We start from the raw sequence: 26,535 nt of genomic DNA, 5'->3' as shown, positions 1-26,535 counted from the left end.
TGTCGCGGATGGCAGAGAATTTAGAGCAGAACGCTTGGACTTCAATAGGCGCCGTGCGCGAACGAGACGGGATTCTGCGGCCGAAACCCATTGCGGATCGGGCTTTTAGCCGCCATAAACCGCCCCGTAACCCTATTGGGTAACCCTATTGGAACCTGAAGGATCATGAAGGGCCGCATCTTTTCCGGCGTCCAGCCGACCCACACCCTGCATCTTGGCAACTATCTGGGCGCCGTGCGCAATTGGGTGCGCATGCAGAAGGAATATGAGTGCATCTTCTGCGTCGTCGACATGCACGCGATCACCGTCTTCCAGGATCCGGCGGAACTGACCAAGAACACGCGCGAAGTGACCGCAGCCTTCATGGCGTCCGGCATCGACGTCTCGCATTCGATCATCTTCGCCCAGAGCCAGAACCGCGTGCATGCGCAGCTGGCCTGGATCCTGAATTGCGTGGCGCGGGTGGGTTGGCTCAACCGCATGACCCAGTTCAAGGAAAAGGCCGGCAAGGATCGCGAGAACGCCTCGGTCGGCCTCTACACCTATCCGGTGCTGATGGCGGCCGACATCCTCGGCTACCGCGCGACCCATGTGCCGGTGGGCGAGGACCAGAAGCAGCATCTGGAACTGGCGCGCGACATCGCCCAGAAATTCAACACCGATTTCGGGATCGACTGCCTGGTGCAGCCGGCGCCGGTGATCGGCGGTCCGGCGGCGCGGGTCATGTCCTTGCGCGACGGAACGAAAAAGATGTCGAAATCGGATCCGTCCGATTACAGCCGCATCAACATGACCGACGATGCCGATACCATCGCCCTGAAGCTCAGGAAGGCGAAGACCGATCCGGCACCCCTGCCGGGGCTCGAGGTCCTTGATGAAAAGGGCCAGGTGAAGGCCGAAGCCGAGGCGCTGCGGCCCGAGGCCTACAACCTCCTCGCCATCTACGCAGCGCTTTCCGACAAGGAAATCGGCACCGTCATCGGCGAGACCGAAGGCAAGGAATTTTCCGCCTTCAAGCGCGAGCTCACCGACCTTGCCGTTTCGGTTTTGGGGCCGATCGGGGCGGAAATGAAGCGCCTCCTCGCCAATACGGCGGAGGTTGACGCGGTACTGTCGCGCGGCGCCGCCAAGGCGCGCGCCATTTCCGAACCGATCCTCAAGGAGATCGAGCAGGCGGTCGGGTTCCTGTCGGCGTAAGGGGGGCCTTACCAGGCAGTGCCCCTCACCCCGACCCTCTCCCCGCTATCGCGGGGCGAGGGAGTTAGCGCTGCGATTGGCTCGAAGCCCCTCGCCCCTTTGGGGAGAGGGGTTGGGGTGAGGGGGCCTCGCGACGGTAGAGTCATTGTTTTGACCAAGGAGATTGCTTATCTCCCCTCAGCCACCCACCAGACGGGAACAGCCAGACCATGAGCGACGACTTCGATCTCGAGCCCCAGCCGCAGGGGACTAAAACGGGGTGGCGCCGGTTTCTGCCCAGCTGGAAGCGGCGGGACGACGCGATGGATGTGGACGCGCCGGCGACCGGCAGTCGCCTCGGTACCGCCCTGCGCTGGGGCGGTGGCCTGCTCGCCGCGATCATCGTGCTCTATTATCCCGTGGGTGCGCTGCTGACTCATCACATCGACGACGATCCCAGTTTTGCGCCCCCCGCGGTGCCGGCCGAGGCCAGCCAGACCGTTGCCATGGCGGCGGCGCTGATCGACCGCGAGGTCAACGGCACGTCCTGGCCGGCCAATGCGCCCTGGTTCTTCCCGGCGGCGATCCTCGACAACATGCCGAACTTCCAATCCGGCGAGATCCAGGCGCTGCAGCGCGTGGTGACCGAATTGCGCGACCAGATCGGCCGCTCGCGCGGGACCAGCAGTTCGGACCGGGCCCTGCAGGATGCCGCCAGCTATCTCAACAACCAGCCGGACCTCTGGTATATCGACCTCAGCCGCTCCTGGGCGCCGATGAAGCCGTCGGAAAGCTATTACAACGACGCCATGAAGTCCCTCAACGACTTCAACGGCCGCCTGACCCGGGGCGATGCCGTGTTCGAGCGGCGCGCCGACAATCTGCTCTCGACCCTCGACCGCATCGGCAAGGATCTCGGCGCCGCGTCGGACGATATCGACAAGGAAATCGACACGGAATCGGGTGCCTGGTTCGATCTCAATGCCGACGACATCTTCTATCGCAACAAGGGCGAACTCTATGCCTACGGCCTGCTGCTGAAAGCGCTCGGCCAGGATTTCAAATCGGTGCTGGCCGAAAAGGGCGCCGAGCGCATCTGGAGCCGCATGGTGGGGTCGATGCTGGAAGGGGCCGCGCTGCAGCCCTGGTTCGTCATCAACGGCGAAACGGCCTCGCTCGCCCAGCCCAATCATCTTGCCGAACAGGGCTTCTATCTGCTGCGCGCCCGTGCCCAACTCGAAGAGATCACCGACATCCTCCAGAAGTGAGAAAAAACTGGGTCCAGCACAAACTGTGCGATCCATCGCTTTCCCTTGGAATCGCTGTGATTTAGAGTGGCCGAAAGCCGTGCGAAATCCCGAGTCGCAAGGCCTTTGAGAAGCGAGCCAGAGCGGCGGCGGCGTCGGTAGATCAGGGTTTCGGTCACGCTCCCGTCCATGAAGGGGAAAGCGGTGACCTGGGCGACAGCCATCCTCGATTGGTTTCTGGGGCTCCAGATCTATCTGCCGATCGCGGAAGTGGCACTCAATGTCTTCCTGCTGCTGGGCCTGGGTGCCGGCGTCGGCGTGCTCTCCGGCCTGTTCGGTGTCGGTGGCGGCTTCCTGCTCACCCCCTTGCTGATTTTCGTCGGTGTGCCGCCGGCGGTTGCCGTGGCGACCCAATCCAACCAGGTGGTGGCGTCCTCCGTCTCCGGCGTGCTGGCGCATTGGGTGCGCGGCAATGTCGACGTGAAGATGGGCGCCGTGATGCTGGCCGGCGGCATGCTGGGCTCCAGCATCGGCGTGCTCCTGTTCACCCTGTTGAAGACGCTGGGGCAGATCGATCTGGTCATCGCCATCGCCTATGTCATCACGCTTTCGGGCATCGGCATCATGATGGCGGTGGAATCGATCCGGGCGCTGCGCCGGGTGCGCCGCTCCATGGCGCCCAAGAAGCTGCATCAGCACAATTGGGCGCAAGGCCTGCCGTTCAAGATGCGCTTCCGCAAGTCGCGCCTTTATATCAGCGCGCTGCTGCCGGCTTCGATCGGCTTCATCGTCGGCATCATGTCGGCCATCATGGGTGTCGGCGGCGCCTTCCTGCTGGTGCCGGCCATGATCTATCTCCTCGGCATGGCGACCGGTGCCGTCATCGGCACCTCGCTCTTCCAGATCATCTTCGTCCAGGCCTGGGTCACCTTCTGGCAGGCCAACACCAACCAGACCGTCGACATTCTCCTCGCCCTCATCCTCACCATCGGCGGTGTCGTGGGGGCACAGGTGGGCGGGCGCCTCGGCGCCAAGCTGCCCGGCGAACAGCTCCGCTTCCTGATGGCCATCGTCATCCTGGTGACGGCCGGCGGCCTCCTTTACCAGCTGGTGGCGCATCCGGCCGATCTCTTCTCCATCGTCATCGCCGGAGGTGGGCATTGAAGGCCTCCCTCCACATCCTTGCCTTCGCGTTTCTGCTGCTGGCCGGACTTCGTCCGGCGGGGGCCCAGGCGCCGCTCATCGCCGATCTCGATGACCATCTCATCGCCATCACCACGGGCTTTGCCGGCGCCGACGTGTTGCTTTTCGGCACGACTGACGGCCCCGGCGACGTCATCGTCGTCGTCAAGGGACCGGCGGCCGATGTCGAGGTTCTGCGCAAGGAACGGGTGGGGGGCATCTGGATCAACCGCAAGGGCCTCGGCTTCCAGAACGTGCCGGCGGTCTACATGCTGGCGGCCTCCAAGCCGCTCGAGGAATTGCTGCCCGCGGACCAGCGCGCCTTCTACCAGATGGGCATCGAAAACGTGCGCATGACGCCAGTCTCGCCGGACGATACCGACCTCAAGACCTTCACCACGGCGCTGGTGCGCGCCAAGCAGCATAACGGCCTCTTTTCCGATCTGCCGGCGCGCATCCTCTTTATCGGCGACCGGCTGTTCCGGGTGAATTTGCGCGTGCCGTCGACGGTGCCGACCGGAACCTATCTGGCCGAGGTTTATCTGGTGCGCGACCAGAAGGTGGTCGGCGCCCAGACCACGCCCCTGGTCATCAGCAAGGTCGGGTTCGGCGCCGATATTTACGACTTTGCGCATCGCCACAGCGCTGCTTATGGTGTCATCGCCGTGCTGGTGGCGCTCTTTGCCGGCTGGATGGCGCACCTCGCCTTCCGGCGCAGATAGCGGCGGAATCCAATCTGGCGCGGGGGATCAGGGAGTTGATGGGATGAGTGAGCCGAGCGATCAAACCCAGGGCGAGAAGCCCAAAGTCGGGCGCGTCTTCCTCGTCATCATCGACGATTCGCCCGAACTCAAGGTGGCGCTGCGCTATGCATGCCGGCGCGCCGCGAAATCCGGCGGCCGCGTCGCCATGGCCTATGTCATGGAGCCGGCCGACTATCAGGAATGGGTCGGTGTCAGCAACCTCATCCGCGATGAGGCGCGCCAGCAGGCCGAGGCCATCATGCAGAAGATGGCGGGCGAAGTGCAGAAGCTCTCCGGCAATTTCCCCATTCTCTTCTTCCGTGAAGGCGACCGCCAGGAAGAGGTGATGAAGCTTATCGACGAGGAGCCGACCATTTCCATCCTGGTGCTGGGTGCCGCCACCGGCTCCAAGGGCCCCGGCCCCCTCATTTCGGCGCTGACCGGCAAGGCCATCGGCAAGCTGCGCATTCCTATTACCGTGGTCCCCGGCAACCTTTCGGAAGCCGATATCGAGAACATCGCCTGACCTAAAATAAATTGGTGGCGCCTACAGACTTCTAAGAATGTTCGGTTACGTCTTGGCGAAGTCCATGCTACTCAACTTGAGGCTCTCAAAAATATCTTCAATCGAGTCAGGTTGGAGCGCCCACCGATATGCCGGATGAACTTCCCAGTCATATCCAAAATCAACAAACTGGCTTGAAATATAGCGATTCTCTTCAAAGTACTTTCTATCAATTTCGCCGTTAGCAAGTTCTTTGCGTGCCGTGAGAAAATTTATCTTGTACATGAAACTGGCTAGGTCCTTCGTCGACGCTGTTTTGCCCGTTGCGAATGAGAATTTGCCCCCCTGCTGGATGTTCTCGATCTTCTCAAGCAACTTGGCTGTGTCGTACTGATAGCCCTGCGCAGTTTTGCGCTCCTGCCGCGCCGGCTTCATCCCGAACAACAGGCGCTCAATCGCAGGAAGCTCGGTCCTGTATTCGTTTATTGTATCTTGGAGTCGACCTTGCGAGTAACTCTCGAAAACGTCCTTTAGATCGGCCGTTGTGATTAGCTCGCCATCTCTCCGTCGCGCATTGTTCGCGGCTTCAGAACATAACTTGATCAAATCGCGGGGTCGCTTCCGTACTAGTGAAAGTAGGACCCTAAAAGTTGGTGCATTTTCCCAGTGGCCCTTGCCTGCAAAACGAGGCTCCATAATGCTGTCGAGTACCTTGGCCAGTTGCCATTGCTGCATGCCAGAAAGTTGTTTTTCATTGAGTTGACGATCGAAGAAAGTACCGACCCTTTTGACTAAGATCTGGAAAATCTCGTGATTAGTCCAACTGTACCAAATAACAGAACGCTCGATCTTATCGGTCGATTCATCTGACGTTCTTACTAGAAAGTAGACATCTGCGCGAAGCGCAACACGGAAGTGAAGTCCTGGGTAATCTGTGGACATATCGCGAAGTGCATTGAGCAGAGCGGAGATTCGTCGAATATCGACAGGTTTTCCCTCCCAGCCGCGATCGAGATCATCGATATAAATCAAGATCTTCTTTGAGGTAAGGAACTTTTCGAGCGTTGCCTGAATGGCTGGATCAAGAGCATCCCCAAGCTTCTTCTTGAAAAAGCTGATCAATGCATTGGTGATACCAGCACCCGCAATAGCAATTGTCTTGACTGCTGTGCTCGTTGGAGCTTCCCCAACGAAAGACACCACTTTGCTTGCGATCAAATCTAGGAGCCCAGATTTCCAGTTTCTGATGAGGGCATTTAGGTCGGTAGTTTCATCGAACCGAAAATTCAGCAAGTCATCTGGTCGGACCCATAGGCTCAAACTTCTCTGATCTAGGTCTTCGCTGAAACAGACCTTGAACATTGCACTTTTGCCTATGCCCTTATGGGCTACAAGAATTCTGAGCGGCAGATTCGCGCGAACGTCCTCGTACGTTTTGCTCTTAAAGAAGTATTTCCTGAGTCGCTTTGTGTCTTCTTGCTCGGCGGCTTCTGCGCCAAACAGCTCTTCAATATTCTCAGGCGTGAACTTGAACGTCATTTTTCAATTCTCCGCGAAATCCAGAGACCACAGATAGGGCAGCGTATCGGATTTTCCAAAACTTTGGGTGTAAAAACATCCGCGACATGTAACCCGAAACCAAGACTGTTCAATTGACTGGTGACCGCAATCAAGCAGTTGAAAAATAAACAGAAATGTTCGCTTTCGATACGATGATCGTACCACTCTCCTTGTCTCCCAAGCGGCTTGTGTTAGTTTGCGTTTACTAGCCCGATCAGAGCTTAGAACGTGACGGCGATCATTGCAGGTCAGGGCGATGCGGCCCAATATCTCCGACTGTCCCAGGAGCTCGCCCCAGGTTTTCCGCCTGAAGGGGTGGAGTTTTCCGCCTGAATGGGAGGATGGGAATGACCGCGCAATTCAGCAGACAGCAATTCCTGCGTTTGGGCCTCGGTTTCGGCGGGGCGCTGGGGGCCATTGCTTTGCTCGGGCCGGAAGCTGCCAGAGCAGCTGCCCAGCCCGTGGGTTCGGTCACCAAGGCGCGCGGCACGGCCTCTCTCGCGCGCGCCGGACAGCAGATCGCCCTTGCCGGCGGCGAGGATGTTTTTGCCGGCGACGTCGTCACGACTTTGGCCGAGAGCCGCCTGCGCATCGGCCTCAAGGACGGCTCGCAGCTCAATCTCGGCGAATTGACCAAGATGACCATCGCCGCATTCGATTTTTCGCCCGAGGATCTGAAGCGCGAAGCTGCCTTCGATCTCAAGGACGGCTTGCTGCAGGCGATCACCGCCAAGGCGGCGCCGGGCTCCAGCTTCGTCATCCGCACCCGCAACGCCGTGGCCGCCACCCGTTCGACCGATTGGATCGTGAATACGGCCAAGGCCGAAACCTCGGTTTATGTGCTGGAAGGCAAGGTCGACGTCGCTGAATCGGCCCTCGGCTTCCGCAGCCTTTCCAGCGCCGACCAGGACAAGGCCATGCTGTTGGCCGCTGGCCAATCCGTCACCATCGGCAAGATGGCGCTGGGGGCCACCCTGGCACCCAAACAGGCGGACGAGAAAAAACTCGCCGCCCTCAAGGCCGGACTCGCCCTCGATTAAGGCGCCTTGATGTGCTGGTGCCAGGCGATGCGCAATGCCGCAGCCGTCGCCACGAAGCTTTCCCCCAGCACCGCGCATGACCTGATGCGGTCCAGCCGGAAATGGCGGAAGGCTGCGCGCAAATCGCACCATGCGCCAAGCACAATGCTATCGACGTAATAGACGAGGGCCACGGGGCGCACCTTGCGTTCCGATGGCACCCCCTGGGCATCGGTATAGTGCAGGGCAAGGCATTGCGCCGCGCGAATCGCCGCGCGAATGGCGCCGGGGTCGACAGGTGCCGCCGGGATGGCGTGCCACCCGGATGCCAGCAGATGCGCTTCCCCTGTCGCCTCCCGCTTTGTTTCGGGCCGCACGCAGGCGATCTTCTGCGCCACGCGCCTTGCCGCCAGCTGCAGGGCATGATCGCCAGTGCGGCCCAGCAGCGACAGGCCGATGGCGATGGCCTCCATCTCCTCAGGCGAGAACATCAAAGGCGGCAGGTCGAACCCGGCCCGCATGACATAGCCGATGCCGGCCTCGCCTTCGATCGGCACGCGGCGCGCCTGCAGGACCGCCATGTCGCGATAGATGGTGCGCGTGGTGACCTCCAGAGTGGTGGCGATATCCCGGGCCGTCATCGGCGCCGTGGCACTGCGCAGCAACTGGATGATTTCAAAGAGGCGCGAGGATCTTTCCATCGCAGCACATTAGCCAATGACTGCTGACACCCTGATGTCAGTAGCCATTGGCTAGCATGCGGCGCAGTAAAAACAGCAGCCGAAGCGAGGCGTCCCATGCAGTCTGCCGATCGGCAATCCGATCTCTCTACAGCCGGCATCATCGGCAGCCAGTCAGCCGGTCGCTTCGCCGTCATCGGTTCCGCCATCGCCTGGAGTACCGCGGGTTTCTTCACGCGCGCCATCCCGCTCGACGGCTGGACGCTGCTCTTTTGGCGTGGCCTCTTCGGGGCGCTCGGAATCTTCCTTGTCATCCTGTGGCTGGAGGGACGGGCGGGCCGGAAGAGTTTTGCGCATCTTGGTCGGGCCGGCTGGCTGTTCGTCGCAGCTTCTGCTGTCGGCATGATCTTCTTCATCAATGCCCTGCGCCTCACCACGGTGGCACATGTGGCGGTGATCTATGCTGTCGTTCCCTTTGCGACTGCATTTCTGGGTTGGTTGGTCTTGCGCGAAAGTCCAACCCGATCAGCCCTGCTCGCAGCACTCGCCGCCCTGATTGACGTCATGGTCATGGTGGGTCTTTCGGCCGAGGGCAACTGGCTGGGCGATCTGTTGGCGCTCGGCATGACGTTCATGATGGCGGCGATGATGGTCATCGCGCGGGCACGGCCCGGTATTCCGATCCTGCCGGCCGCCTGTCTCTCGGCGCTTTTCAGCGGTCTCGCCTGCGGACCGTTTGCGACGACCGGGGGCGGTCAAATCGCGCTTGCCGATTTGACCCTGCTGGTCCTGTTCGGCCTGGTCAATTCGGCTTTGGGTCTTGCTCTTTTCACGCTCGGCGCCAGGCGCGTGGCGCCGGTCGAAACGGCGCTCATCGGCGCGCTCGATGCGCCGCTGGCGCCGGTATGGGTGTGGCTGGCTTTTGCCGAAGTGCCTGGTTCCGGCACGCTGCTGGGCGGCGGCATCGTCTTTGCCAGCGTTGCCCTCTACCTGCTCCTTACGACGCGATCTCGTTGAGGCTCGCCGGGTCGACATTGCCGCCGCACAGGATGACGGCGACCTTCTCGCCCAGGGCCGGCTGGTAGGCGCCGGAGAGCAGTGCCGCCAGCGCCGTGGCGCCGCCGGGTTCGGAGGCCAGGCGCAGGTCGCGCCACAGCACATTCTGCGCGGCGCGGATGGCGTCGTCCTCGACCAGCACGACACCCTCGACCAGATCCTTGGCGATGGCAAAGGGCAGGGCGCCGACGCGCCGGGCGCCGAGGGAATCGGCGGCGATGCCGCTTACCTCGACATCGACCGGCGCCTTGGCGCGGAAGGCGCTTTCCAGCGTGGGACATTTGACCGGTTCGACGCCGACCACGCGCACGCGCTTGTCGAACCAGGCGGCAACACCGCCGATGAGGCCACCACCACCCACCGCGACCAGCACGGTGTCGATCTGGGTGCATTGCGCATCGAGCTCGCGCGCCAGCGTTCCTTGCCCGGCCACGGTCGCCGGTGCGTCATAAGCGTGGATGCCGATGGCGCCGGTCGTTGCCTGATGTTTCTCGGCTGCCGCCAAGGCATCGGCATAGGCGCCATTGATCACATGCACCCTGGCGCCGAACGATTCGATACGGGCGATCTTGGCGGGGCTGGCAAGGCTGGGAACGAAGATCTCGGCGACATGGCCGAGGCTCCGGGCGGCGAAGGCGACGGCCGCGCCGTGATTGCCGCCCGACGCAGCAACGACGCCGGCCGGCGGCACCGACATCGAGAGCAATGAATTGAAGGCGCCGCGCGCCTTGAACGAGCCGCTATGCTGCAGCAGTTCCAGTTTCAGCGTGAGATGCGCGCGGGTGCCGAGCGACCCCAGTTCCAGCGGCAGGATCGGCGTGCGCCGGACATGGCCGTGAAGGCGCCGCGCGGCAGCTTCGATATCGTCGGCACCGATCCTGTCCATTGGAGGCCTGTCCAATCAGGAACGGCGCTCGACCACCGTCGAGAGCAGGATGGAGGAGGTGGTGCGCTGCACGCCGGGGAGATGCCCGATACGGGTCAGGATTTCGTCGAGATGGGCGGCGTTGCTGGCGCTGACGATGGCAATCGCATCATAGGAGCCGGAAACGGTATAGGCCGATTGCACCTCAGGCAGTTTTTTGAGGGCGCCGATCGCCTGGTCATGGGCCTTGGGGTCGACCGACAGCAGCACATGGGCGCCCACACCCGGCGCTTCGCCATCCTTGCCGACCACCAGTGTATAGCCGGCGATGATGCCGTCGCGTTCCAGGCGCTTCAGACGTTCCTGCACGGCGCTGCGCGAGAGGGAAAGTTGCCGCCCCAGCGCCGCTGTCGGCGTGCGCGCATTGTTGCGCAGCAGAGAAAGGAGCTTGCGGTCGATATCGTCCAGGCTGCGTTTCGCCATATCATCCGTCGAAGTGCCGGTAAGTTTATGTCTTGTCGCCTTTTTGCGGACGGAAGGCAAGGAGCTTTGCGGGCCGGGTCTGGGTGACGAACGCCCGCCCTGCACCGCACAATCCGCCAGGGCGCCGCCCCCCGTTCATCGAACCGTCATGCCGAATTGGAATCAAGCCATGACGCTTCCGCTCGGGTGAGGCGGGGCCGGGCATGCTATTCACATGGATCGCTGCGCGTTGCCTGCCGGAATCCACCGTCCCCGGAATTTCCATCCCATGGCCATCGAAACCCCCTCTCTGCCGCTTTCCGGGCGCAAGCCCGGTGCGATGGTCTTTGCCTTTCTCTACATGCTGGAATCGACCACGCGGGCGCTGGTGCTGACGGTCATGCCGCTGCAGGCCAAAGAGATCTTCGGTTCCGACGCCAAGGTGACGGCGGTCTATCTCGGCGTCACCATCTTCGGCCTCTTTGCCGGTTTCGCGGTGCCGCGGCTCATCCATCGCTATCGGCGCCGCTGGGTCTATTCGATGGGGCTCATCATCGGCGGCCTCGCCGTCGTCGCTTTGGCCTTCGACGATCCCCTGGGCCAGTTCACTGGACAGGTGCTGCGCACGCTGTCGGGCACGGCCTGCATCGTCGCCCTCACGCTCTACGTGCTCGACTTCATTCCGCGCGAGGATCTCGTGCGCTATGAACCGCTGAAACTGCTGCTGGGCTGCCTCCCCTGGGGATTCGGGCCGATGCTCGGCGTCGTGCTCTACAAGAGCTACGGCACCTGGGCCGTGGCGGCGGTCGGCATGGGGGTGGCCCTGGTCGCCGTCGCCTTCTTTGCCTATCTGCGCCTGACCGAAAACCCGGCCGTGGCCGCCGCCACCAAGCCGCCGCCCAACCCATTGCACAGCATCGGCCGCTTCTTCGGCCAGCCGCGGCTGCGCCTCGCCTGGACCATCGCCTTCGGGCGGTCCGGCTGGTGGTCGCTGTTCTTCGTCTATCCGGCGCTCTATTTCCGCGATCATGGCGTCGACGATACCTGGTCGGGCTTCGTCACGGGTGCCGCCAACGTGCTGCTGTTCCTTGCTCCCTTCTTCGGCTGGATCGCGCGCCGGATTGGCGTGCGCCTGCCGATCATGGTGGCCTTCTTCGGCGCCGGCCTCACCACGCTGGCCATTCCCTTCGCCTTCGCCAGTCCCCTGGCGGTGGGCACCCTGCTCCTCATCGCCGCCTTCTTCGTGGTAATGCTGGATTCGCTCGGTAATATCCCGTTCCTGCGCGCCGTCCGGCCCCTGGAACGGCCGCAGATGATGTCGGTCTTCCGCACCTATATCGATATCGGCAATCTGCTGCCTTTCGCCGTCTTCAGCGCACTTCTCCAATTCTTCGACCAGCGCGCGGTCTATATCGCTTATGGCCTTCTCATGCTGGTGGTTGGCGTCTTCGCCAAATACTTGCCCCGGCGTCTTTAGCCGCTACCCTCCCGCGCGCTGCCGCCGGGGTCGCAACCCCCTAGGAGAAATGTGACAAGACGGGTAAGATAAGCCGTTGATTCTCCAGGGAAGGGCCGGAATTCGTGGCGACGGAATGCGCAACCAGATGACCGATGACAGTAAAGAAGGCGAAATGGCGCGCCGCCTCGCCCGCGCCGAGGCAGCGGTGGCCGATCTTGCCAAAAGCTATGTCGGCTGGGCCTCGGCCGATGTCGAAAAATGCGTCGAACATCTGGCCCTCGCCCGCGCCGCGGCACCGACCGGCAATCTGCCCGAAGGCGCTGTCGACGACCGCATCATCGCCGTCCAGGCGCTCTACGCCATCGCCCACAACATCAAGGGCCAGGGGTCGTCCTTCGGCTTTCCGCTGATGACGCGGCTCGGTGATTCACTCTGCCGGCTGACGCGCGGAAAGCGCCCCTTCCCGGATTCCGATCTCAACCTCATCCAGGCGCATCTCGACGCCATGCGCCTGGTGCTCGCCCAGGGCATCCGCGGCGATGGCGGCGAATTGGGCGCCAAGCTTGCCCAGCGCCTGGAAGGGCTGGTGACGGAAGCGATGGGTCCCGGTGCGCAAGCCAGTACCGGCGACCTGATCCGCTAGAACCGTTCCGCCAGCCAGATGGCGAGGCGGGAGCCCGCCTTGATGGCGCTGCTCAGTACCGGATAAGCAGGTGCCTGTTCGGCCCCATGGGCCAAGCCCGTGTCGCGGTGCTCGACTTCCTCGGCACGGAAGATTTCGATCTTTTCGGTGATGGCCGGTTCGCTGTCGGCCAGCTCATGCATCTGCTGCCGGTAATGCTCGTCGATCACTTCCTCGACGGCGACGGTGCAGGCCATGGCGGCCTTCGGCCCCATCAAGGCCGTGGCGGCGCCGAGCGCAAAGCCGGCGACATGCCAGATGGGAAAGAGCAGCGAGGGCCGTGCGCGCCGCTCGACCATCAGCTTCTCGAAGGCCTCGAGGTGGCGGAGTTCCTGTTCCAGCATGTGGCGGATGACCGGACCCTCGGCCTTTTGCCCCAGGACCGCCAGCTGGCCTTGATAGATGCGCTTGGCGCCGTATTCGCCGGCATGGTCGACGCGGATGACGCGTTCGACCAGAGACCGTGGCGAGAGGTCGCCCGGCAAGGGACGATTTCGGGTGGGTTGCGGCGGCAGGGCGGGTTCGCTCATGTCTTGTTCATCCTTACCGGGCCATCGTTACCGGGCACGGGCAAAGCCCCAGAAGGCGAAGGCGGCCAGCGCCAGCGACAACAAGCCATTATAGCCTGCCATGGAGATCCCGAACAATTCAAAGGCCGCTTCATCGCAGCGCGTGACCGGCGCGTTCATGATGGCCGCTTCGAGATCGGCGCCGGAAAGGCCGGCGATGCCGCCGATGCAGGCTTCCGAGCCCACCCACCATTTCTGCTCGACCCCGACATGATAGAGGGCGAGGCCGGCGCCGGTAAGGAAGGCAAGGCCGATGAGGGCCACCGCCCAGCGCCGATAGGGAGAACGCGGGCCCAGCACGATGGCCAGGACCGAAAGGACAATCGCCGCCCAATAGGCATCGCGCTGCAGATAGCAGAGGTGACAGGGCGCCAGGCCGAAACCGTATTGCGCGAGCCACGCGGCGCAGAGTGCCGCGAGGCTCATGCCGGCCGTCAGCCAGGGGACGTGCCGTGGATCGATGAAGCTCTGTTGACCGTGTCGGGACAAGATCGCACCTGCTCGGATATCAGAAGATGTATTTTAAGGCGACGAAGCCACCCACCACCAGCACGACGAAGAGGGTCGTCACCAGCGTCAGGCGCCGCTCGATGAAGTCGCGCACGGGCTCGCCGAAAATGCGCAGCAGGGCGGCGATGATGAAGAAGCGGCCGCCGCGCGTCACGATCGAGGCGATGATGAAGATCTTGAGGTCGAAGCCGGCCATACCGGAGGCGATGGTGACGAATTTATAGGGAATAGGGGTAAGGCCCTTGATCAGGATGATCCACAGGCCCCAATGCGCGAACATGTGCTGGAACTCGGTCATCGCGTCCGGATGGCCGTAGAAGCTGAGGATCGATTGTCCGAGCGATTCCAGCGACGCGCCGATGAAATAGCCGGCAATGCCGCCCAGCACCGAGGCGAGCGTCGCCACACCCGCAAATGCCCAGGCGCGGTGGCGATTGGCCAGCACCATCGGGATCAGCATCGGATCCGGCGGAATGGGGAAGAACGAGCTTTCAGCGAAGGAAACGAGGGCCAGCGCCCACAGGGCGCGCGGGCTCTCGGCCAAACGCATGATCCAATCGTAAAGACGACGCAGCAAAGGGCACCAGATCCTTGTTCGGCTGCCCAACCTCCTATCAGGTCGCCGGGACCTTCACAACCGCGCCTTTCCGCGCTGCAGCGAAGGTCCCGGAAATGTCCTTGGCCGGAAATGTCCCTAGAAGGACAGGGTCGCCGCCCCCTGCTTGATCTCCGCATGCATGGCGCTGGCGCCGACGATTACCACGCCGTCGATGAGGTCGGCCTGGGTGTAGCCGCGGCTTTCGACGCAAGGCGGGCAAGCCCAGATCACGCCGCCGCGCTTCTGGAAATCCTCGATGAGGGCGAGGAGCGGCTGCAGGGGCGCCACATGGGTCATGGCCTGGCCCCGTTTCCGGACCAGGTCGATGGCCGTGCTGGTAAGGAAGATCGAGACCTTGAGGCCCGCCGTGATGCCGCCATTGGCAATGGTGAAGGCGACCGAGGACAGTTCAGAATCTATACCGCGGGTAACCAGGATTACGAGTTTGTCAGTAGCTTGGCTCATGAATATTCTCCACCCTTGAGTGCGTTAAGGTGGGCGGCTTTTTATCGTTGCTGGAGGACACCGTCTTTGGCCGGATCGCTGAAAGGATTGATCAAGACGCCGCCGGTTCAAGAACTGGCCTCGCCAGGCCTTGCCGCTGCCGGCGCGGACGTCCTGTCGGATGTGCTGCGCCACATCCGCCTCTCCGGTTCGCTGCAATTCTGCTTCATGGCGAACGGCGTCTGGATGACCGATGACAAGCCGTCGTTGAAGAATCTGGGTGCCAAGGACGCCGGCGCGAAGGCGTTGGGCAGCAGCGGCACGATCCCATTCCACATCGTGGTCGACGGCGATTGCTGGATGAAGATGGAAGGCCGCCATGTCGAACTTGTGCCCGGCGACGTGGTGGCCTTTCCGTTCGGGACCGGGCACCAGTTGGGGGCGGGCAGCGACGGCGGCATGATCAAGCCGGTCGACGATCTGCCGCCCAAGCCCTGGCGCGACATCCCGACTCTCCATTACGGGAGCGACGGGCCGCAAGTGCGCATCCTGTGCGGATATCTGCAATGCGACGCGATGAGCTTCGAGCCGCTGCGCAAGTCTTTGCCCAGCCTGCTGCATGTCCGCACCCGCGCCGATGCGGATGCCACCTGGCTGAAAGCCGCGATCGGGCAGATCGTGGCCGAATTCGACCGGCCCCGGAGCGGCGGCGCGGCGATCCTGGAACGCCTCACCGAGGTCACCTTCATCGAGTTGCTGCGGCACCGGATGCACGCGGCGGCGACAGAAGAAGCTGGCTGGCTGGCGGCCCTGAGCGATCCGGCGCTCGCACGTTGCCTTGCCCTCGTCCATGAAGATCCGGCCCATGATTGGTCGGTGGAGGAACTGGCAGCGCGCAGCGGCCTGTCACGCTCGGCGCTTGCGGAAAGGTTCGATGCGGTGCTGGGAATCGCGCCGATGCGCTATGTCCGGGCCTGGCGTCTGTCGCTTGCGCGCTCGGCCTTGCGCAGCGGCACCAAAGGCGTCTCCGCCATCGCCTTCGAGGCCGGCTACGGTACGGAAGCGGCCTTCAACCGGGCCTTCGCGCGGGCCTATGGTGTGCCGCCCGCGACCTGGCGGCAGGCAGCGCGGCAGAATTCGTGAACGTCAGTGCAGGCTGAGGAGCGCCTCGGTATGGCGCCAGCGGCCGTGGGTGATGAGGTCGGCCTTGGCCACTTTCACCGAATGCAGCTTGCCCTCCAGATTGTGGCTCCAGAAATCGAGGAATTTGTGCAGCACCGGCAGGCGCGGGGCGAGGTCGTAATCCTGCCAGAGATAGCTCTGCAGCAGGCCGGGATGGTCCGGCAGGTGGTAGAGGATTTCGGCGGTGACGAGGCGATAGTCCTTGAGCTGCAGGCTGAGCGCATTCATTCCCATATACCCTCCTTCGCGCTGTCCGATGGTCGATGAACCTTTGCTGATCGTTTGAGGACTGATTCGTTAACGTCATGATGCCGCAGGGATCGCTAAGAAAGAATAAAAATCTTTGTGATTACAGCAGCTTAGCACTCAGTGGCGCAGATTGCTGCCAAGACGCCCGCTGCGGCAATGGGCAAGTGATTGACGGGATTCGTCTTTCCGCGCGAAAGCCGCCGCAGAAATCAGCGGTCCGGCCCTTGACGGGCGTGGGTATTCCGCCTACATCGCTGGCACTCGTTTGCCCCGAGTGCTAACAGCCGTGTGAAGCGGCGCTGGTCCCAGGGCAGGCGCGCTAGGGAAACTCAATACCTTTCAGATATTTACGGAGGATCACCATGAAGTTCCGTCCGCTCCACGACCGCGTTCTTGTGCGTCGTATCGAGGGCATCGAAAAGACCGCCGGTGGGATCATCATCCCCGATACCGCCAAGGAAAAGCCGCAAGAGGGCGAAGTCATCGCCGCCGGCGCTGGTGTGAAGAACGAAGACGGCAAGATCACCCCGCTCGACGTGAAGGCGGGCGACCGCATCCTGTTCGGCAAGTGGTCGGGCACGGAAGTGAAGGTCGACGGTGAAGACCTGCTCATCATGAAGGAATCGGACATCCTCGGCATCATCGAGGGCACCGCTTCCGGTTCGAAGAAGAAGGTCGCCTGAGCGCGTTGACGCTCGGTACCGCTTTTCTCGAAAACCTAACAGGAGTTATTCCACATGGCTGCTAAAGACGTACGCTTTTCCGCCGATGCCCGCGATCGCATGCTGCGCGGTGTCGACATCCTCGCCAATGCGGTGAAGGTGACCTTGGGCCCCAAGGGCCGCAACGTCGTCATCGACAAGGCCTTCGGCGCCCCGCGCATCACCAAGGACGGTGTGACGGTCGCCAAGGAAATCGAATTGGCCGACAAGTTCGAGAACATGGGCGCCCAGATGGTGCGCGAAGTGGCCTCGAAGACCAACGACCTCGCCGGTGACGGCACCACGACCGCGACCGTTCTGGCGCAGTCGATCGTTCGTGAAGGCGCCAAGGCCGTGGCCGCCGGCATGAACCCGATGGATCTGAAGCGCGGCATCGACCTCGCTGTCGAAGCCGTCGTCGAAGACATCAAGAAGCGCGCCAAGAAGGTCTCGACCTCGGAAGAGATCGCCCAGGTCGGCACGATTTCCGCCAATGGCGAAAAAGAAATCGGCGCCATGATCGCCAAGGCGATGCAGAAGGTCGGCAACGAAGGCGTCATCACCGTTGAAGAAGCCAAGGGCCTCGACACTGAGCTCGAAGTCGTCGAAGGCATGCAGTTCGACCGAGGCTATCTCTCGCCGTACTTCATCACCAACGCCGAGAAGATGATCACCGACCTCGACAACCCCTACATCCTTCTCCACGAGAAGAAGCTCTCGAACCTGCAGTCGATGCTGCCGGTCCTCGAAGCCGTGGTGCAGTCGGGCCGTCCGCTCCTCATCATCTCGGAAGACGTCGAAGGCGAGGCTCTCGCGACCCTCGTCGTCAACAAGCTGCGCGGCGGCTTGAAGGTCGCGGCCGTGAAGGCCCCGGGCTTCGGCGATCGCCGCAAGGCCATGCTGGAAGACATCGCCATCCTCACCGGTGGCCAGGTCATCTCGGAAGATCTCGGCATTAAGCTCGAGACCGTCACCCTCGACATGCTCGGCAAGGCCAAGAAGGTCGTGATCGAGAAGGAAAACACCACCATCGTCGACGGCGCCGGCAAGAAGAAAGAGATCGAAGGCCGTTGCGCCCAGATCCGCGCCCAGATCGAGGAAACCTCGTCGGAATACGACAAGGAAAAGCTCGCTGAGCGTCTCGCCAAGCTGGCTGGCGGCGTTGCCGTCATCCGCGTCGGCGGTGCGACCGAGGTCGAAGTGAAGGAGCGCAAGGATCGCGTTGACGACGCCATGCACGCCACCCGTGCGGCGGTCGAAGAAGGCGTTGTCGCCGGCGGCGGCGTCGCCCTCCTCTATTCGATCAAGGCGCTCGAGAAGCTGAAGTCGGACAATGACGACCAGAAGGTCGGCATCGACATCATCCGCCGCGCGCTGCAGGCCCCGGTCCGTCAGATCGCCGAAAACGCCGGCGTCGACGGTGCCGTGATCGCCGGCAAGCTCCTCGAAGGCAAGGGTGCCAACTGGGGCTACAACGCGCAGACCGGTGAATTCACCGATCTCGTGAAGGACGGCGTCATCGACCCGGCGAAGGTCGTGCGTTGCGCTCTGCAGGATGCCGCTTCGGTGGCCGGCCTGCTGATCACGACGGAAGCCATGATCGCCGACCGCCCGGAAAAGAAGGCCCCCCCGATGGGCGGCGCGCCGGACATGGGCGGCATGGGCGGTATGGACTTCTAAGTCCAAGCCACTCAAGCTCAGATCTAACGAAGACCCCGCGGCAGCAATGCCGCGGGGTTTTTGTTTCGGTCCTACAACATGTGCTTCAATTGTGGGAATTGGGCCCGGAGAGCACTGTTCGAAACCGCATTCAAGGATTTCGGCAGGTGGATTCGAAGAAGTGACTCCAATTTCCCAATGCCTTGAAGTGCCTCAGCATCAATGATCGTATCGGCTAGGTTTAGATTTTCCAGCTTCTTCAGTTGTCCCAAGGCAGACAAAGTGCGTCCCTCTATTCTTGTGCCGCGCAAACTCAAGTCCCTAAGATTCTTGAAACGGCTCAGAAGAGCGCATCCCGTATCGTCCAGTAGGGTGTTGCTGAGGTCGAGACTACGGATAGGGCGCCAACCCCGGAAGCCAGCGAACGCGTGACCGGTGACGAGCGTATTGCCCAGTTCGAGACCCGTGAGTTGCCAGAGGCCCGATATGCGCCTCAGAGTTTCATCAGTCAGGCACGGGTTGTCGCGCAAAATTATGTAGTTCGCTGTCGGATCCCTGTAGTGCTTCGGCAGATCATCGTCCACCATCATGGTATCGCCCCACATCCGAACAGGTGGGCGCTGAGGATCGTGAAGGTCGCCCCACATTGGATGACCGTTAGGCGGAATGATGCCGCGTTCGATAGATTCCTCGACGCCATACCAACCTATCGCCAAGGCACGCCACAACGGTATTTTTGAATTTCCCTTTCGAGTGTTCGTCGGCTGTTTGAGGATGACATCGAGTGCGACGTCGAAGATTGGCTCACCGCCCGCATCGAGGGCGGTGAGCGATGCTTGCAGATGAACGTCTCCGTCCTCGACAAGCGTCGCCGTCATATGCCGGCATCTGAAACCGGCGGCATAGGCCTCATAATAGGAGAGCCTGATGTTGCTCCAGCGATGACTGTGCGTCTGCAAAGCGCCGACGTCAAGGTGGTGAGTACTCAGTCGCTCATCGCCGTCAAAACAACAGAAAGACCATTTCAGGGAACAGCAGGTCAATGAATCGCGGCCCATCTGGTCCAGAAAGGTCTCAGCGCTGCTCAGAGTGACCTGCAGGCTCACCATGCCGTTCCGATCACGATGCACGCGGGCGGCGCCGCGCTTGATGGTGAGGGTCGTCTCGACAGCCGGCGACCGCCATCGCCGTTCCATTGCTAGTGGTGTGATTGTTACCGTGTTGGTCGCAGAAGCCATGTTCATCGCCGTGGGACTGAGGTCAGCGCCGCCGAATCGCGCGCAAGTCGGGGGGCCTATTTCGCCAAAAAGCGGCGGATGGGACAAGTTGGAATACTCGGACTTGACGGGTTGTGTTCGTTATGTTCTATTCGTCTAATAAGAGTATATTAAATCTGCTGAACCGATCGACGGTTTCGGCAGACAGACGTCCATCGTTCAAGCAGGAACAACCCGTCGGACTCTACCCATGCCCATCCTCTCGCTGGCCATCCTTGCCCTCGATGTCTTCATGGCGGTGCATGTCATCCGCAATGGCAAGACCTGCTGGTGGATCAGCATCATCCTGATTGTGCCGCTGATCGGCAGCCTGGCCTATTTCTTCGTCGAGATCTTCCCGACGCTGGATATGAAGCCGCAGCCCAAGGTGGTGCGCATGCAGCGCGCGCGCTGGCAGCGGGCACAGGCCGACCTTCGCCAGGAGCGGGAAGTCTCCGGTCGCCGCATCGAGGATGTCATCGATACCGGCTCGATCAATGAAAAGATCGCGCTCGCCGAGGCCTGCATGGCGCGGGAGCTTTTCGGCGATGCCGTGCGGCTCTATGAAAGCGCCCGCGAAGGCTATTTCGTCAACGCCGCCGATGTGCTGATCGGCCTCTCCCGTGCTTTGCTGGAGCATGGCGACTTTGCAAAATGCCGCCAGACCTTGCGCGAATTGGGCGAGGCGCATCCCAGCTCCTTCGCCCAGGAACGCGCCATCCTCACTGCCCGCGCGCTTGCCGGCGCCGGCGATTTTGCAACTGCCACGGCCGAGCTTGAAACGCTGCTGGAGCGCAAGGACAGCCTGGAAGCGCGGCGCCTGGAAGCGCGCTATTACTTCGCCGAAATGCTCTGGAAGCAGGGGCTGAAGGACCGCGCCTTGGCCCAGCTCACCGAGGTCGTCCGGCACGGCAAGCTCTTCAACATGACGGAAGAGGAAGAGCATTGGGTGACGCGCGCCGGCGAGGTGCAGGCAGCGTTGCGGTGAGAAATCGTGCGTGTGGCTGGCACCCCTCACCCTAACCCTCTCCCGCCCGGAGGCGAAGCCGACTGCGTCGACGGGGGAGAGGGAATGTGGTGCCGATCCCAATTCTGTTCGGAACTGAAAGCTATTGAAAAGTACGCGTGTAGTCCCTCTCCCCTCGCGGGAGAGGGGTTGGGGTGAGGGGGCGCTTGTTCGATGCTGAGAGCTACCCCTCCACCCGGTGCACGTCATGCGTGACGACGGCCCTGTCGCCGCTGGGCCTTGCCAGCCATTCGGGGTGTTGCAGCGTGTGGCGGATGTCGTCGAGCCCGGCCTGCCAGTGTTCGCGCATGTTGAGGATGCTGAACTCGTAATCCTTGCTATGCGTCTCGTATTGCTTGTCGCGGTAGACGAGCTGGACGGTGTTGTAGACCTTGGAGCAGGACAGCTCGCGGAGCTTCTGCACCTCCGGGTCGTTCTGCAGTTCCGCCGGGATCTTGTCGATCGCCTTCATCAGCGCATGCCGCAGATGCTGGATATAGCCGGCGACGTCCGTCACCAGCCGCGTGCGGCTGGAATAGACGATGTCTTTCCGCCGCTCGTCGACGTCGAGCAGGTTCTGCGGCATCGGCCCCCTGGCCGACCACAGATCGACCTGGAAGGCCAGCGTATCGCGCCGGGGCGGGCAGGAGAGCACTTCCATCAGCGGCGTGTTGGAGACAAGCCCGCCATCCCAGTAATAACGCCCATCGATCTTGACTGCGGGGAAGCCCGGCGGCAAAGCGCCGGAAGCCATGAAATGCTCAGGTCCCAGCTTTCGGTTGGCATTATCGAAATATTCGAAATTGCCGGTCTCGACATCGACGGCGCCGACCGAGACGCGCTCGAGGCGCGCATTGATGCGGTCGAAATCGCACAGCCGCTCCAGCGTCTCCTTCAAGGGGGCGGTGTCGTAGAAGCTGCTCGATTCCGGGCCGCCGAAAGTGTTGAGGAAGGGCGGCACCAGGCGCGGCACGAAGAAGCCGCGTTGGCCTTCGACGACGGCGCGCATGGAGGACCAGGCGCCGGCCAGGGTGCGCATGTCACCATCACCCAGCAGGCTCGCCACTTCTGCGCCTAAAGTGAAGGCGGGGAAAAGCGCCGATTGGCAGATCGTCTCCCAGAATTCCGTGAGCTTTTCGAGGCGCTTTTCCGGCGGGTTGCCGCCGAGGATCGCGGCATTCAGGGCACCGATCGAAATGCCGGCAAACCAGTTGGGCTCGATGCCGGCCTCATGGAGGCCCTGATAGACGCCCGCCTGATAGCTTCCCAAGGCGCCGCCGCCCTGGAGGACGAGGGCGATCGTCTCGTAAGCCGGCAATTCGATCCTCAACTTCTTCTTCACCGCCATGTCCAGTTATTGCATGTGCCAGCCATGGCTGACGGTGATCGACTGGCCGGTCAGCGCCGCACTGGGGAAGCTCGCCAGGAACAGGGCCGTCTGCGCCACGTCCTCGACCGTCGTGAAGATACCGTCGACCGTGTCCTTCAGCATGATGGTCTTGATCACCTGTTCTTCCGAGATGCCGAATTGTGCCGCCTGTTCGGGGATCTGCTTCTCGACCAGCGGTGTGCGCACGAAGCCGGGGCAGATCACGTTGACGCGCACATTGTAGTCGGCGCCTTCCTTGGCGGCGACGCGCGCCAAGCCAAGGAGGCCGTGCTTGGCCGCCACATAGGGCGCCTTCAGCTTCGACGCTTCATGAGAATGCACCGAGCCCATATAGATGATGGCCCCGCCCTTTTTGTCCTTGTACATGTGGCGCATGGCAGCGCGGGTGGTGAGGAAGGCGCCATCCATATGGATGGCCAGCATCTTCTGCCAGTCGCTGAAGGCAAACTCCACGATCGGTTTGACAATTTGGATCCCGGCATTCGAGATCATGATGTCGAGCCCGCCCAGCTTCTCCACCGCAAGGTCGGTGCCCTGGTCGACGGCGGCTTCCTTGGTCACATCCATGGCGATGCCGATGGCCTTGCCGCCCTTGGCCACGATCTCGGCCGCGGCCGCATCGGCGCCGGCCTGGTTGAGATCGGCGATGGCGATGGCGGCGCCGGCCTTGGCATAGGTCTCGGCAATCGCCTTGCCGATCCCACTCGCCGCACCGGTGATGAGGGCTACCTTACCTTTGAGTTGCATGAAATGGACCTTTCATTGATTCAACTGAACGATTAGCCAAGGCGACCTTCGATAGGGCAGGCCGCGTTCCCATGGGCCATCATACCCATTCTTTGCTGCACTGCGTTATCGCAAGATTATGACCTAACCCGCCGCCCGACAAATAGTTCAACCGACGCTGCCGGTCCGTGTGGTTTTTAACCCTTTTTGCGTGTAGAATACCTAATGGAGCTTCCGCCTTTGGGGAGAATGCCATGGCGATGAGAGCGGGAACGAAGGCATGCTGGACAAGCGCCCTGCTCGTGCTGTGTGAGCTCACACTGCTCCCGGCCTGCGCGGGGGCGGACGTTGCCCCCAAGTCAAAATCGGTTCCCATCGCCGCTCCAGCCGACGGGGCCGATCTGCCCCAGCAGATCCCGAGCGCGGCGCTGGCGGGAGAATATGATTGCGGACGGTGGTGGCCTTGCCCGCTCGGCGAGTTCATGTGGCGCTCGCGTGTCTGCGCGCTGCTCGTGGTGAAGGCGGGCACTATCGTCTACGAGAATTATGCACCCATCCAAGGTTCAACGCGCTGCAAACTCGAGCCCGGCGACCCTGACAATGGCCGCGATGCGCCATACGGCCTTGCCTCGATCACGAAATCCTTCACCTCGACCTTGCTCGGCCTGTTGATCGCGCGCAACCAGTCCGATCCCACACATCCCTGGGGCGACATCGATCTTGCCAAACCGGTCGGTCATTACGTCCCCGCCCTGACCGGCGCAGCGGCTCGGCCGAGCCTGGAGCAGGCCTTGCGGATGCGCAGCGGCTTCATCTGGGACGACCGCGACAACCTGCTTTATGAACGTACCATCAAGGATTCTGCACATGCAGGTGAGCCCTTCGCTGATGCCGCGAGCGATCTGGCACAACCCAGCGAAGGCCCGCCGGCGTTCAATTACTCCGGCCTCGACACGACGCTGGCGGGTTTGACACTTGAATCGCTGTTGCAGCGCCATCCCGATACGGCGGGGTGGCATCTCAGCGACTTGCTCGCCGCCTGGATCTGGCAGCCACTGCGCATGAAGTATGACGCGAGGTGGAAGGTGGATGCCAGCGGCACTCCCGCGCCGTTCTGTTGTCTCTACATGCGCGCGCGTGACCTCGCCAAATTCGGGCAGTTCATCCTGGAGAACGCTACGGCGCCTTCCGACAACCCGACAACGCCCCTTGCCAGCTGGATGCAGCGTGCCCTTCGGCCGCAAGGCGGTGTCACAGATGTGGCCGCCACTTCATGCCCCGGCTACCAGCTCGACTATGGCTACCAGTGGTGGCCGTTCGTCGATCCGCGTCATGGGTTCCTGGGCCTCGGCATCCATGGCCAGATGCTGCACATCTTTCCGCGCGAAAAGATTGTGATCGTGCAGTTCAGTACGATGCCGGCGCGGGAGGAACTTGCACTGGAATGCGCCAGCTATCACGCGCATAGCGCGATCGTCGATTCTCTCACGCGCTGATGCGTCCGGCCTTACCTCACCCCAGCACCACATGGGCATCGCGGATGACACAATCCTTGCCGTTGATGGGCAGCAAATCCATGGGGCAGGCGGAAAAGACGGCGACGATATCCATCTCGGCGCGGAAGGTGATGCCGTCGCCGGCCATGCTCATCGGTTCGTTCCAATAGAGATCGCCATTGGGTTCCCAGGGAATGTTCATGAAGAGGTTGAGCGGCGACGGCGTCTCCGGCGCCTTGAGGCCGATGGCCGCCAGCGCGTCACGCAGATTGTCGGTGCAATTGTCGTGGTGCCCATGATGGCCCAGTGCCTGATAACGATAGATGTCGCAGGCGGCGATCAGCGTGTCGTGGCGGCCGGGCGAGGTGTCGTCGGTCACGGTGATGATCGGGCGGCGCTTGTTGGTGAGATAGGAATCGCCCACCTGGCTCACCAGCCGGTGGAATCCGGCGCGGCTGTGCTCCATCGACATGAACTCGTTCATATCCGCCGCGTTGAAGGCCCAGCTGTCGACCACTTGGGTGCCATGGGTATTCACCACGCTGAAGGTTCCCCCCTTGGCAACCTTCACGGCGAGGCCCTTGCGGGCCGGAATCGTCAATTGTGTCGCACCCATATTCCGACTTTCTCCCTTGAATCCCGGCCGAAACCGCCGATTTTCTTGATTTGAATCAAGATACCCGGCCCGGTCAATCCTTAGCTTTGGCAGCATGATTACGGATCATCTCATTGCCGTCTACGACCGGCCGGTGCCGCGCTACACGTCGTATCCGACGGCGCCGCATTTTCATGAGGGCGTCGATGCCGGCGTGATGGCGGATTGGCTACGGGGCCTGGCGCCCGAGGCGCCGCTCTCGCTCTATCTCCATGTCCCCTTCTGCCAGCAGATGTGCTGGTATTGTGGCTGCAACACCCAGATCGTCGCGCGTCACAAGCCGATCGCCGATTTTGCCGACACCTTGCTCGCCGAAATCGCCCGCATCGGCGACATGCTGAAGGCCGCCGGCCATCAGCGCATCGTCAGTTCCATCCATTTCGGCGGCGGCACGCCCAACAGCCTGGATGCGGACGAGTTCGAGCGCATCATGGCGGCGCTCGCCCATCATTTCGCGCTGGAACCGGATCTCGACCTTGCCATCGAACTCGACCCGCGCACGGTGAGTGATGAATTTCTTGCCGCCATGCGCCGCGTCGGCGTCAACCGTGCCTCGTTGGGCGTGCAGGATTTCGACCCCGTCGTGCAGGCGGCAGTCAACCGCGTGCAGCCTTTCGACCTGGTGAAGGAATGCGTCGCCAAGCTGCGCGCCAACGGCATCCGCTCGCTCAATCTCGATCTCATCTACGGCCTGCCGTTCCAGAGCGTCTCCGGCCTCCGGCGCACAGTGGCGCAGGCGGTGGAACTGGCGCCTGACCGCATCGCCCTGTTCGGCTATGCCCATGTGCCCTGGATGAAGCCGCATCAGCGCCTCCTCGACGAGGCCTCGCTTCCCGACGCCTATGCCCGCTTCCGCCAGTTCGAGGCGGCGGCACAGGCGCTGGCCGCAGCTGATTATGCGCGCATCGGCCTCGATCATTTCGCCAAGCCCGGCGATGCCCTGCGCGTGGCGCGGGATAATCACACGCTGAAACGGAACTTCCAGGGCTATACCGTCGACCGGGCCGATGCCTTGATCGGCTTTGGTCCTTCGGCCATCTCGGCCCTGCCGCAAGGCTATATCCAGAATGCGCCGGACCATGCGCCCTGGGCACGGGCGGTCAGCGAGGGTCGCCTTGCCGTGGTCAAGGGTGTGGCCGTCACCGACGAGGACCGCCGCCGGCGTGCCATCATCGAACAGATCATGTGCTACGGGACGGTCGATCTCGCCGCCTTCCAATTTGATCCGGCGCTGGCGATGCCGGCCCTGTGGCCGCTCATCGAGGACGGGCTCGTCCATCTCAACGGCAGCAATCTCACCGTGACCGAACGCGGCCTGCCGTTCCAGCGCGTGGTCGCGGCGGCCTTCGATGCCTATCTGGCCCCCGAAAACAAGCGCCATAGCCGGGCGGTTTAGCGACCCCTCACCCCAACCCTCTCCCCACTTCGTGGGGCGAGGGAGTCTGGGGCGGACGCTCT

At 62.2% G+C, this 26,535-nt stretch carries 28 protein-coding genes; 15 read left to right on the top strand and 13 right to left on the bottom strand.

What is annotated here, in order from left to right; all coding sequences use genetic code 11:
- Positions 1 to 165: 165 nt before the first annotated feature.
- The 5 genes from trpS (at position 166) to ACE3OA_RS10035 (ending at position 4,874) form a co-directional block, all read left to right on the top strand.
- Positions 166 to 1,197 (top strand): tryptophan--tRNA ligase, encoded by a 1,032-nt coding sequence (trpS, locus tag ACE3OA_RS10055; protein WP_374310581.1) that lies wholly within the window; start codon positions 166 to 168, stop codon positions 1,195 to 1,197.
- A gap of 209 nt (positions 1,198 to 1,406) precedes the next feature.
- Positions 1,407 to 2,444: a DUF2333 family protein gene (locus ACE3OA_RS10050; RefSeq protein WP_374310578.1), complete on the top strand. Its 1,038-nt coding sequence runs from the start codon at positions 1,407 to 1,409 to the stop codon at positions 2,442 to 2,444.
- Positions 2,445 to 2,627: 183 nt separating this feature from the next.
- Entirely contained in the window at positions 2,628 to 3,587 is a 960-nt protein-coding gene (locus ACE3OA_RS10045) for a sulfite exporter TauE/SafE family protein (protein ID WP_374310576.1), read from the top strand.
- Positions 3,584 to 4,327, top strand: coding sequence for a TIGR02186 family protein (locus tag ACE3OA_RS10040; protein WP_374310574.1), 744 nt, complete (start codon positions 3,584 to 3,586; stop codon positions 4,325 to 4,327). The genes ACE3OA_RS10045 and ACE3OA_RS10040 overlap by 4 nt, the downstream gene beginning before the upstream one ends.
- A 43-nt stretch (positions 4,328 to 4,370) precedes the next feature.
- Positions 4,371 to 4,874 (top strand): universal stress protein, encoded by a 504-nt coding sequence (locus ACE3OA_RS10035; protein WP_374310572.1) that lies wholly within the window; start codon positions 4,371 to 4,373, stop codon positions 4,872 to 4,874.
- Positions 4,875 to 4,919: 45 nt separating this feature from the next.
- Here the strand turns inward: ACE3OA_RS10035 and ACE3OA_RS10030 are convergent, their stop codons facing one another.
- Entirely contained in the window at positions 4,920 to 6,392 is a 1,473-nt protein-coding gene (locus tag ACE3OA_RS10030) for a P-loop ATPase, Sll1717 family (protein ID WP_374310570.1), read from the bottom strand.
- A gap of 368 nt (positions 6,393 to 6,760) precedes the next feature.
- Here ACE3OA_RS10030 and ACE3OA_RS10025 point away from each other — a divergent pair, with 368 nt between their 5' ends.
- The gene (locus tag ACE3OA_RS10025; RefSeq protein WP_374310568.1) at positions 6,761 to 7,453 is read left to right on the top strand and encodes a FecR domain-containing protein; all 693 of its coding nucleotides are present in this window, start codon (positions 6,761 to 6,763) and stop codon (positions 7,451 to 7,453) included.
- Here the strand turns inward: ACE3OA_RS10025 and ACE3OA_RS10020 are convergent.
- On the bottom strand, positions 7,450 to 8,133 hold the full coding sequence (locus ACE3OA_RS10020) for a helix-turn-helix transcriptional regulator (protein ID WP_374310565.1): 684 nt from the start codon (positions 8,131 to 8,133) through the stop codon (positions 7,450 to 7,452). The two genes, ACE3OA_RS10025 and ACE3OA_RS10020, sit on opposite strands and share 4 nt — an antisense overlap.
- A 96-nt stretch (positions 8,134 to 8,229) precedes the next feature.
- On the opposite strand from ACE3OA_RS10020, the gene ACE3OA_RS10015 reads away from it, so the two are divergent.
- Positions 8,230 to 9,129: a DMT family transporter gene (locus ACE3OA_RS10015; RefSeq protein WP_374310563.1), complete on the top strand. Its 900-nt coding sequence runs from the start codon at positions 8,230 to 8,232 to the stop codon at positions 9,127 to 9,129.
- Here ACE3OA_RS10015 and ACE3OA_RS10010 read toward each other — a convergent pair.
- Both ACE3OA_RS10010 and ACE3OA_RS10005 read right to left on the bottom strand, forming a co-directional pair.
- A complete protein-coding gene (locus tag ACE3OA_RS10010; RefSeq protein ID WP_374310561.1) occupies positions 9,110 to 10,054 on the bottom strand; it encodes a threonine/serine dehydratase in 945 nt (314 codons plus the stop codon). The genes ACE3OA_RS10015 and ACE3OA_RS10010 overlap by 20 nt on opposite strands.
- 15 nt (positions 10,055 to 10,069) lie before the next feature.
- Positions 10,070 to 10,516: an Lrp/AsnC family transcriptional regulator gene (locus tag ACE3OA_RS10005; RefSeq protein ID WP_374310559.1), complete on the bottom strand. Its 447-nt coding sequence runs from the start codon at positions 10,514 to 10,516 to the stop codon at positions 10,070 to 10,072.
- A gap of 268 nt (positions 10,517 to 10,784) precedes the next feature.
- Here ACE3OA_RS10005 and ACE3OA_RS10000 point away from each other — a divergent pair, with 268 nt between their 5' ends.
- Positions 10,785 to 11,972, top strand: coding sequence for an MFS transporter (locus ACE3OA_RS10000; protein WP_374310557.1), 1,188 nt, complete (start codon positions 10,785 to 10,787; stop codon positions 11,970 to 11,972).
- A gap of 127 nt (positions 11,973 to 12,099) precedes the next feature.
- On the top strand, positions 12,100 to 12,597 hold the full coding sequence (locus ACE3OA_RS09995; protein ID WP_374310555.1) for a hypothetical protein: 498 nt from the start codon (positions 12,100 to 12,102) through the stop codon (positions 12,595 to 12,597).
- Here the strand turns inward: ACE3OA_RS09995 and ACE3OA_RS09990 are convergent.
- From ACE3OA_RS09990 to ACE3OA_RS09975, 4 genes are all read right to left on the bottom strand, one after another.
- On the bottom strand, positions 12,594 to 13,166 hold the full coding sequence (locus ACE3OA_RS09990) for a demethoxyubiquinone hydroxylase family protein (protein WP_374310553.1): 573 nt from the start codon (positions 13,164 to 13,166) through the stop codon (positions 12,594 to 12,596). The two genes, ACE3OA_RS09995 and ACE3OA_RS09990, sit on opposite strands and share 4 nt — an antisense overlap.
- Before the next feature lie 27 nt (positions 13,167 to 13,193).
- Entirely contained in the window at positions 13,194 to 13,694 is a 501-nt protein-coding gene (locus ACE3OA_RS09985) for a disulfide bond formation protein B (RefSeq protein WP_374310551.1), read from the bottom strand.
- A 19-nt stretch (positions 13,695 to 13,713) separates the two neighbouring features.
- Positions 13,714 to 14,292: a YqaA family protein gene (locus tag ACE3OA_RS09980; protein ID WP_374310549.1), complete on the bottom strand. Its 579-nt coding sequence runs from the start codon at positions 14,290 to 14,292 to the stop codon at positions 13,714 to 13,716.
- 117 nt (positions 14,293 to 14,409) lie between these two features.
- The gene (locus ACE3OA_RS09975; RefSeq protein WP_374310547.1) at positions 14,410 to 14,778 is read right to left on the bottom strand and encodes a DsrE family protein; all 369 of its coding nucleotides are present in this window, start codon (positions 14,776 to 14,778) and stop codon (positions 14,410 to 14,412) included.
- Between the two features lie 66 nt (positions 14,779 to 14,844).
- On the opposite strand from ACE3OA_RS09975, the gene ACE3OA_RS09970 reads away from it, so the two are divergent.
- Positions 14,845 to 15,900 (top strand): cupin domain-containing protein, encoded by a 1,056-nt coding sequence (locus ACE3OA_RS09970; protein ID WP_374310544.1) that lies wholly within the window; start codon positions 14,845 to 14,847, stop codon positions 15,898 to 15,900.
- 3 nt (positions 15,901 to 15,903) lie between these two features.
- Here ACE3OA_RS09970 and ACE3OA_RS09965 read toward each other — a convergent pair whose 3' ends face one another.
- The gene (locus ACE3OA_RS09965; RefSeq protein WP_374310542.1) at positions 15,904 to 16,167 is read right to left on the bottom strand and encodes an usg protein; all 264 of its coding nucleotides are present in this window, start codon (positions 16,165 to 16,167) and stop codon (positions 15,904 to 15,906) included.
- A gap of 383 nt (positions 16,168 to 16,550) precedes the next feature.
- On the opposite strand from ACE3OA_RS09965, the gene groES reads away from it, so the two are divergent.
- Both groES and groL read left to right on the top strand, forming a co-directional pair.
- The gene (gene groES / locus ACE3OA_RS09960; protein ID WP_320500294.1) at positions 16,551 to 16,871 is read left to right on the top strand and encodes a co-chaperone GroES; all 321 of its coding nucleotides are present in this window, start codon (positions 16,551 to 16,553) and stop codon (positions 16,869 to 16,871) included.
- A 54-nt stretch (positions 16,872 to 16,925) separates the two neighbouring features.
- On the top strand, positions 16,926 to 18,569 hold the full coding sequence (gene groL / locus ACE3OA_RS09955) for a chaperonin GroEL (protein ID WP_374310540.1): 1,644 nt from the start codon (positions 16,926 to 16,928) through the stop codon (positions 18,567 to 18,569).
- 71 nt (positions 18,570 to 18,640) lie between these two features.
- Here groL and ACE3OA_RS09950 read toward each other — a convergent pair whose 3' ends face one another.
- Positions 18,641 to 19,786 carry a hypothetical protein gene (locus ACE3OA_RS09950; RefSeq protein WP_374310538.1) on the bottom strand — a complete coding sequence of 382 codons (1,146 nt, stop codon included), beginning with the start codon at positions 19,784 to 19,786 and terminating at the stop codon, positions 18,641 to 18,643.
- Positions 19,787 to 20,015: 229 nt separating this feature from the next.
- Between ACE3OA_RS09950 and ACE3OA_RS09945 the strand changes: the two genes are divergently transcribed.
- Positions 20,016 to 20,792: a tetratricopeptide repeat protein gene (locus ACE3OA_RS09945; protein WP_374310536.1), complete on the top strand. Its 777-nt coding sequence runs from the start codon at positions 20,016 to 20,018 to the stop codon at positions 20,790 to 20,792.
- Positions 20,793 to 20,994: 202 nt separating this feature from the next.
- On the opposite strand, the gene ACE3OA_RS09940 is transcribed toward ACE3OA_RS09945, so the two are convergent.
- Together ACE3OA_RS09940 and ACE3OA_RS09935 are read right to left on the bottom strand one after the other, a co-directional pair.
- Complete coding sequence (locus tag ACE3OA_RS09940; RefSeq protein WP_374310534.1) at positions 20,995 to 22,152, bottom strand: DUF3734 domain-containing protein; 1,158 nt, start codon at positions 22,150 to 22,152, stop codon at positions 20,995 to 20,997.
- 12 nt (positions 22,153 to 22,164) lie between these two features.
- On the bottom strand, positions 22,165 to 22,947 hold the full coding sequence (locus ACE3OA_RS09935) for a 3-hydroxybutyrate dehydrogenase (RefSeq protein ID WP_374310532.1): 783 nt from the start codon (positions 22,945 to 22,947) through the stop codon (positions 22,165 to 22,167).
- A 233-nt stretch (positions 22,948 to 23,180) separates the two neighbouring features.
- Between ACE3OA_RS09935 and ACE3OA_RS09930 the strand changes: the two genes are divergently transcribed.
- The gene (locus tag ACE3OA_RS09930; RefSeq protein WP_374310530.1) at positions 23,181 to 24,422 is read left to right on the top strand and encodes a serine hydrolase domain-containing protein; all 1,242 of its coding nucleotides are present in this window, start codon (positions 23,181 to 23,183) and stop codon (positions 24,420 to 24,422) included.
- A 16-nt stretch (positions 24,423 to 24,438) separates the two neighbouring features.
- Here ACE3OA_RS09930 and ACE3OA_RS09925 read toward each other — a convergent pair whose 3' ends face one another.
- Complete coding sequence (locus ACE3OA_RS09925) at positions 24,439 to 25,038, bottom strand: DUF1989 domain-containing protein (protein ID WP_374310528.1); 600 nt, start codon at positions 25,036 to 25,038, stop codon at positions 24,439 to 24,441.
- 94 nt (positions 25,039 to 25,132) lie between these two features.
- On the opposite strand from ACE3OA_RS09925, the gene hemN reads away from it, so the two are divergent.
- Positions 25,133 to 26,473 carry an oxygen-independent coproporphyrinogen III oxidase gene (gene hemN, locus ACE3OA_RS09920; RefSeq protein WP_374310526.1) on the top strand — a complete coding sequence of 447 codons (1,341 nt, stop codon included), beginning with the start codon at positions 25,133 to 25,135 and terminating at the stop codon, positions 26,471 to 26,473.
- Positions 26,474 to 26,535: the final 62 nt, after the last annotated feature.

This window comes from Dongia sp., assembly GCF_041906375.1.
Lineage (GTDB): Bacteria > Pseudomonadota > Alphaproteobacteria > Dongiales > Dongiaceae > Dongia.
Note: the sequence above shows the minus strand (reverse complement) of the source record. Positions and strands in the feature narration are given on the sequence as shown.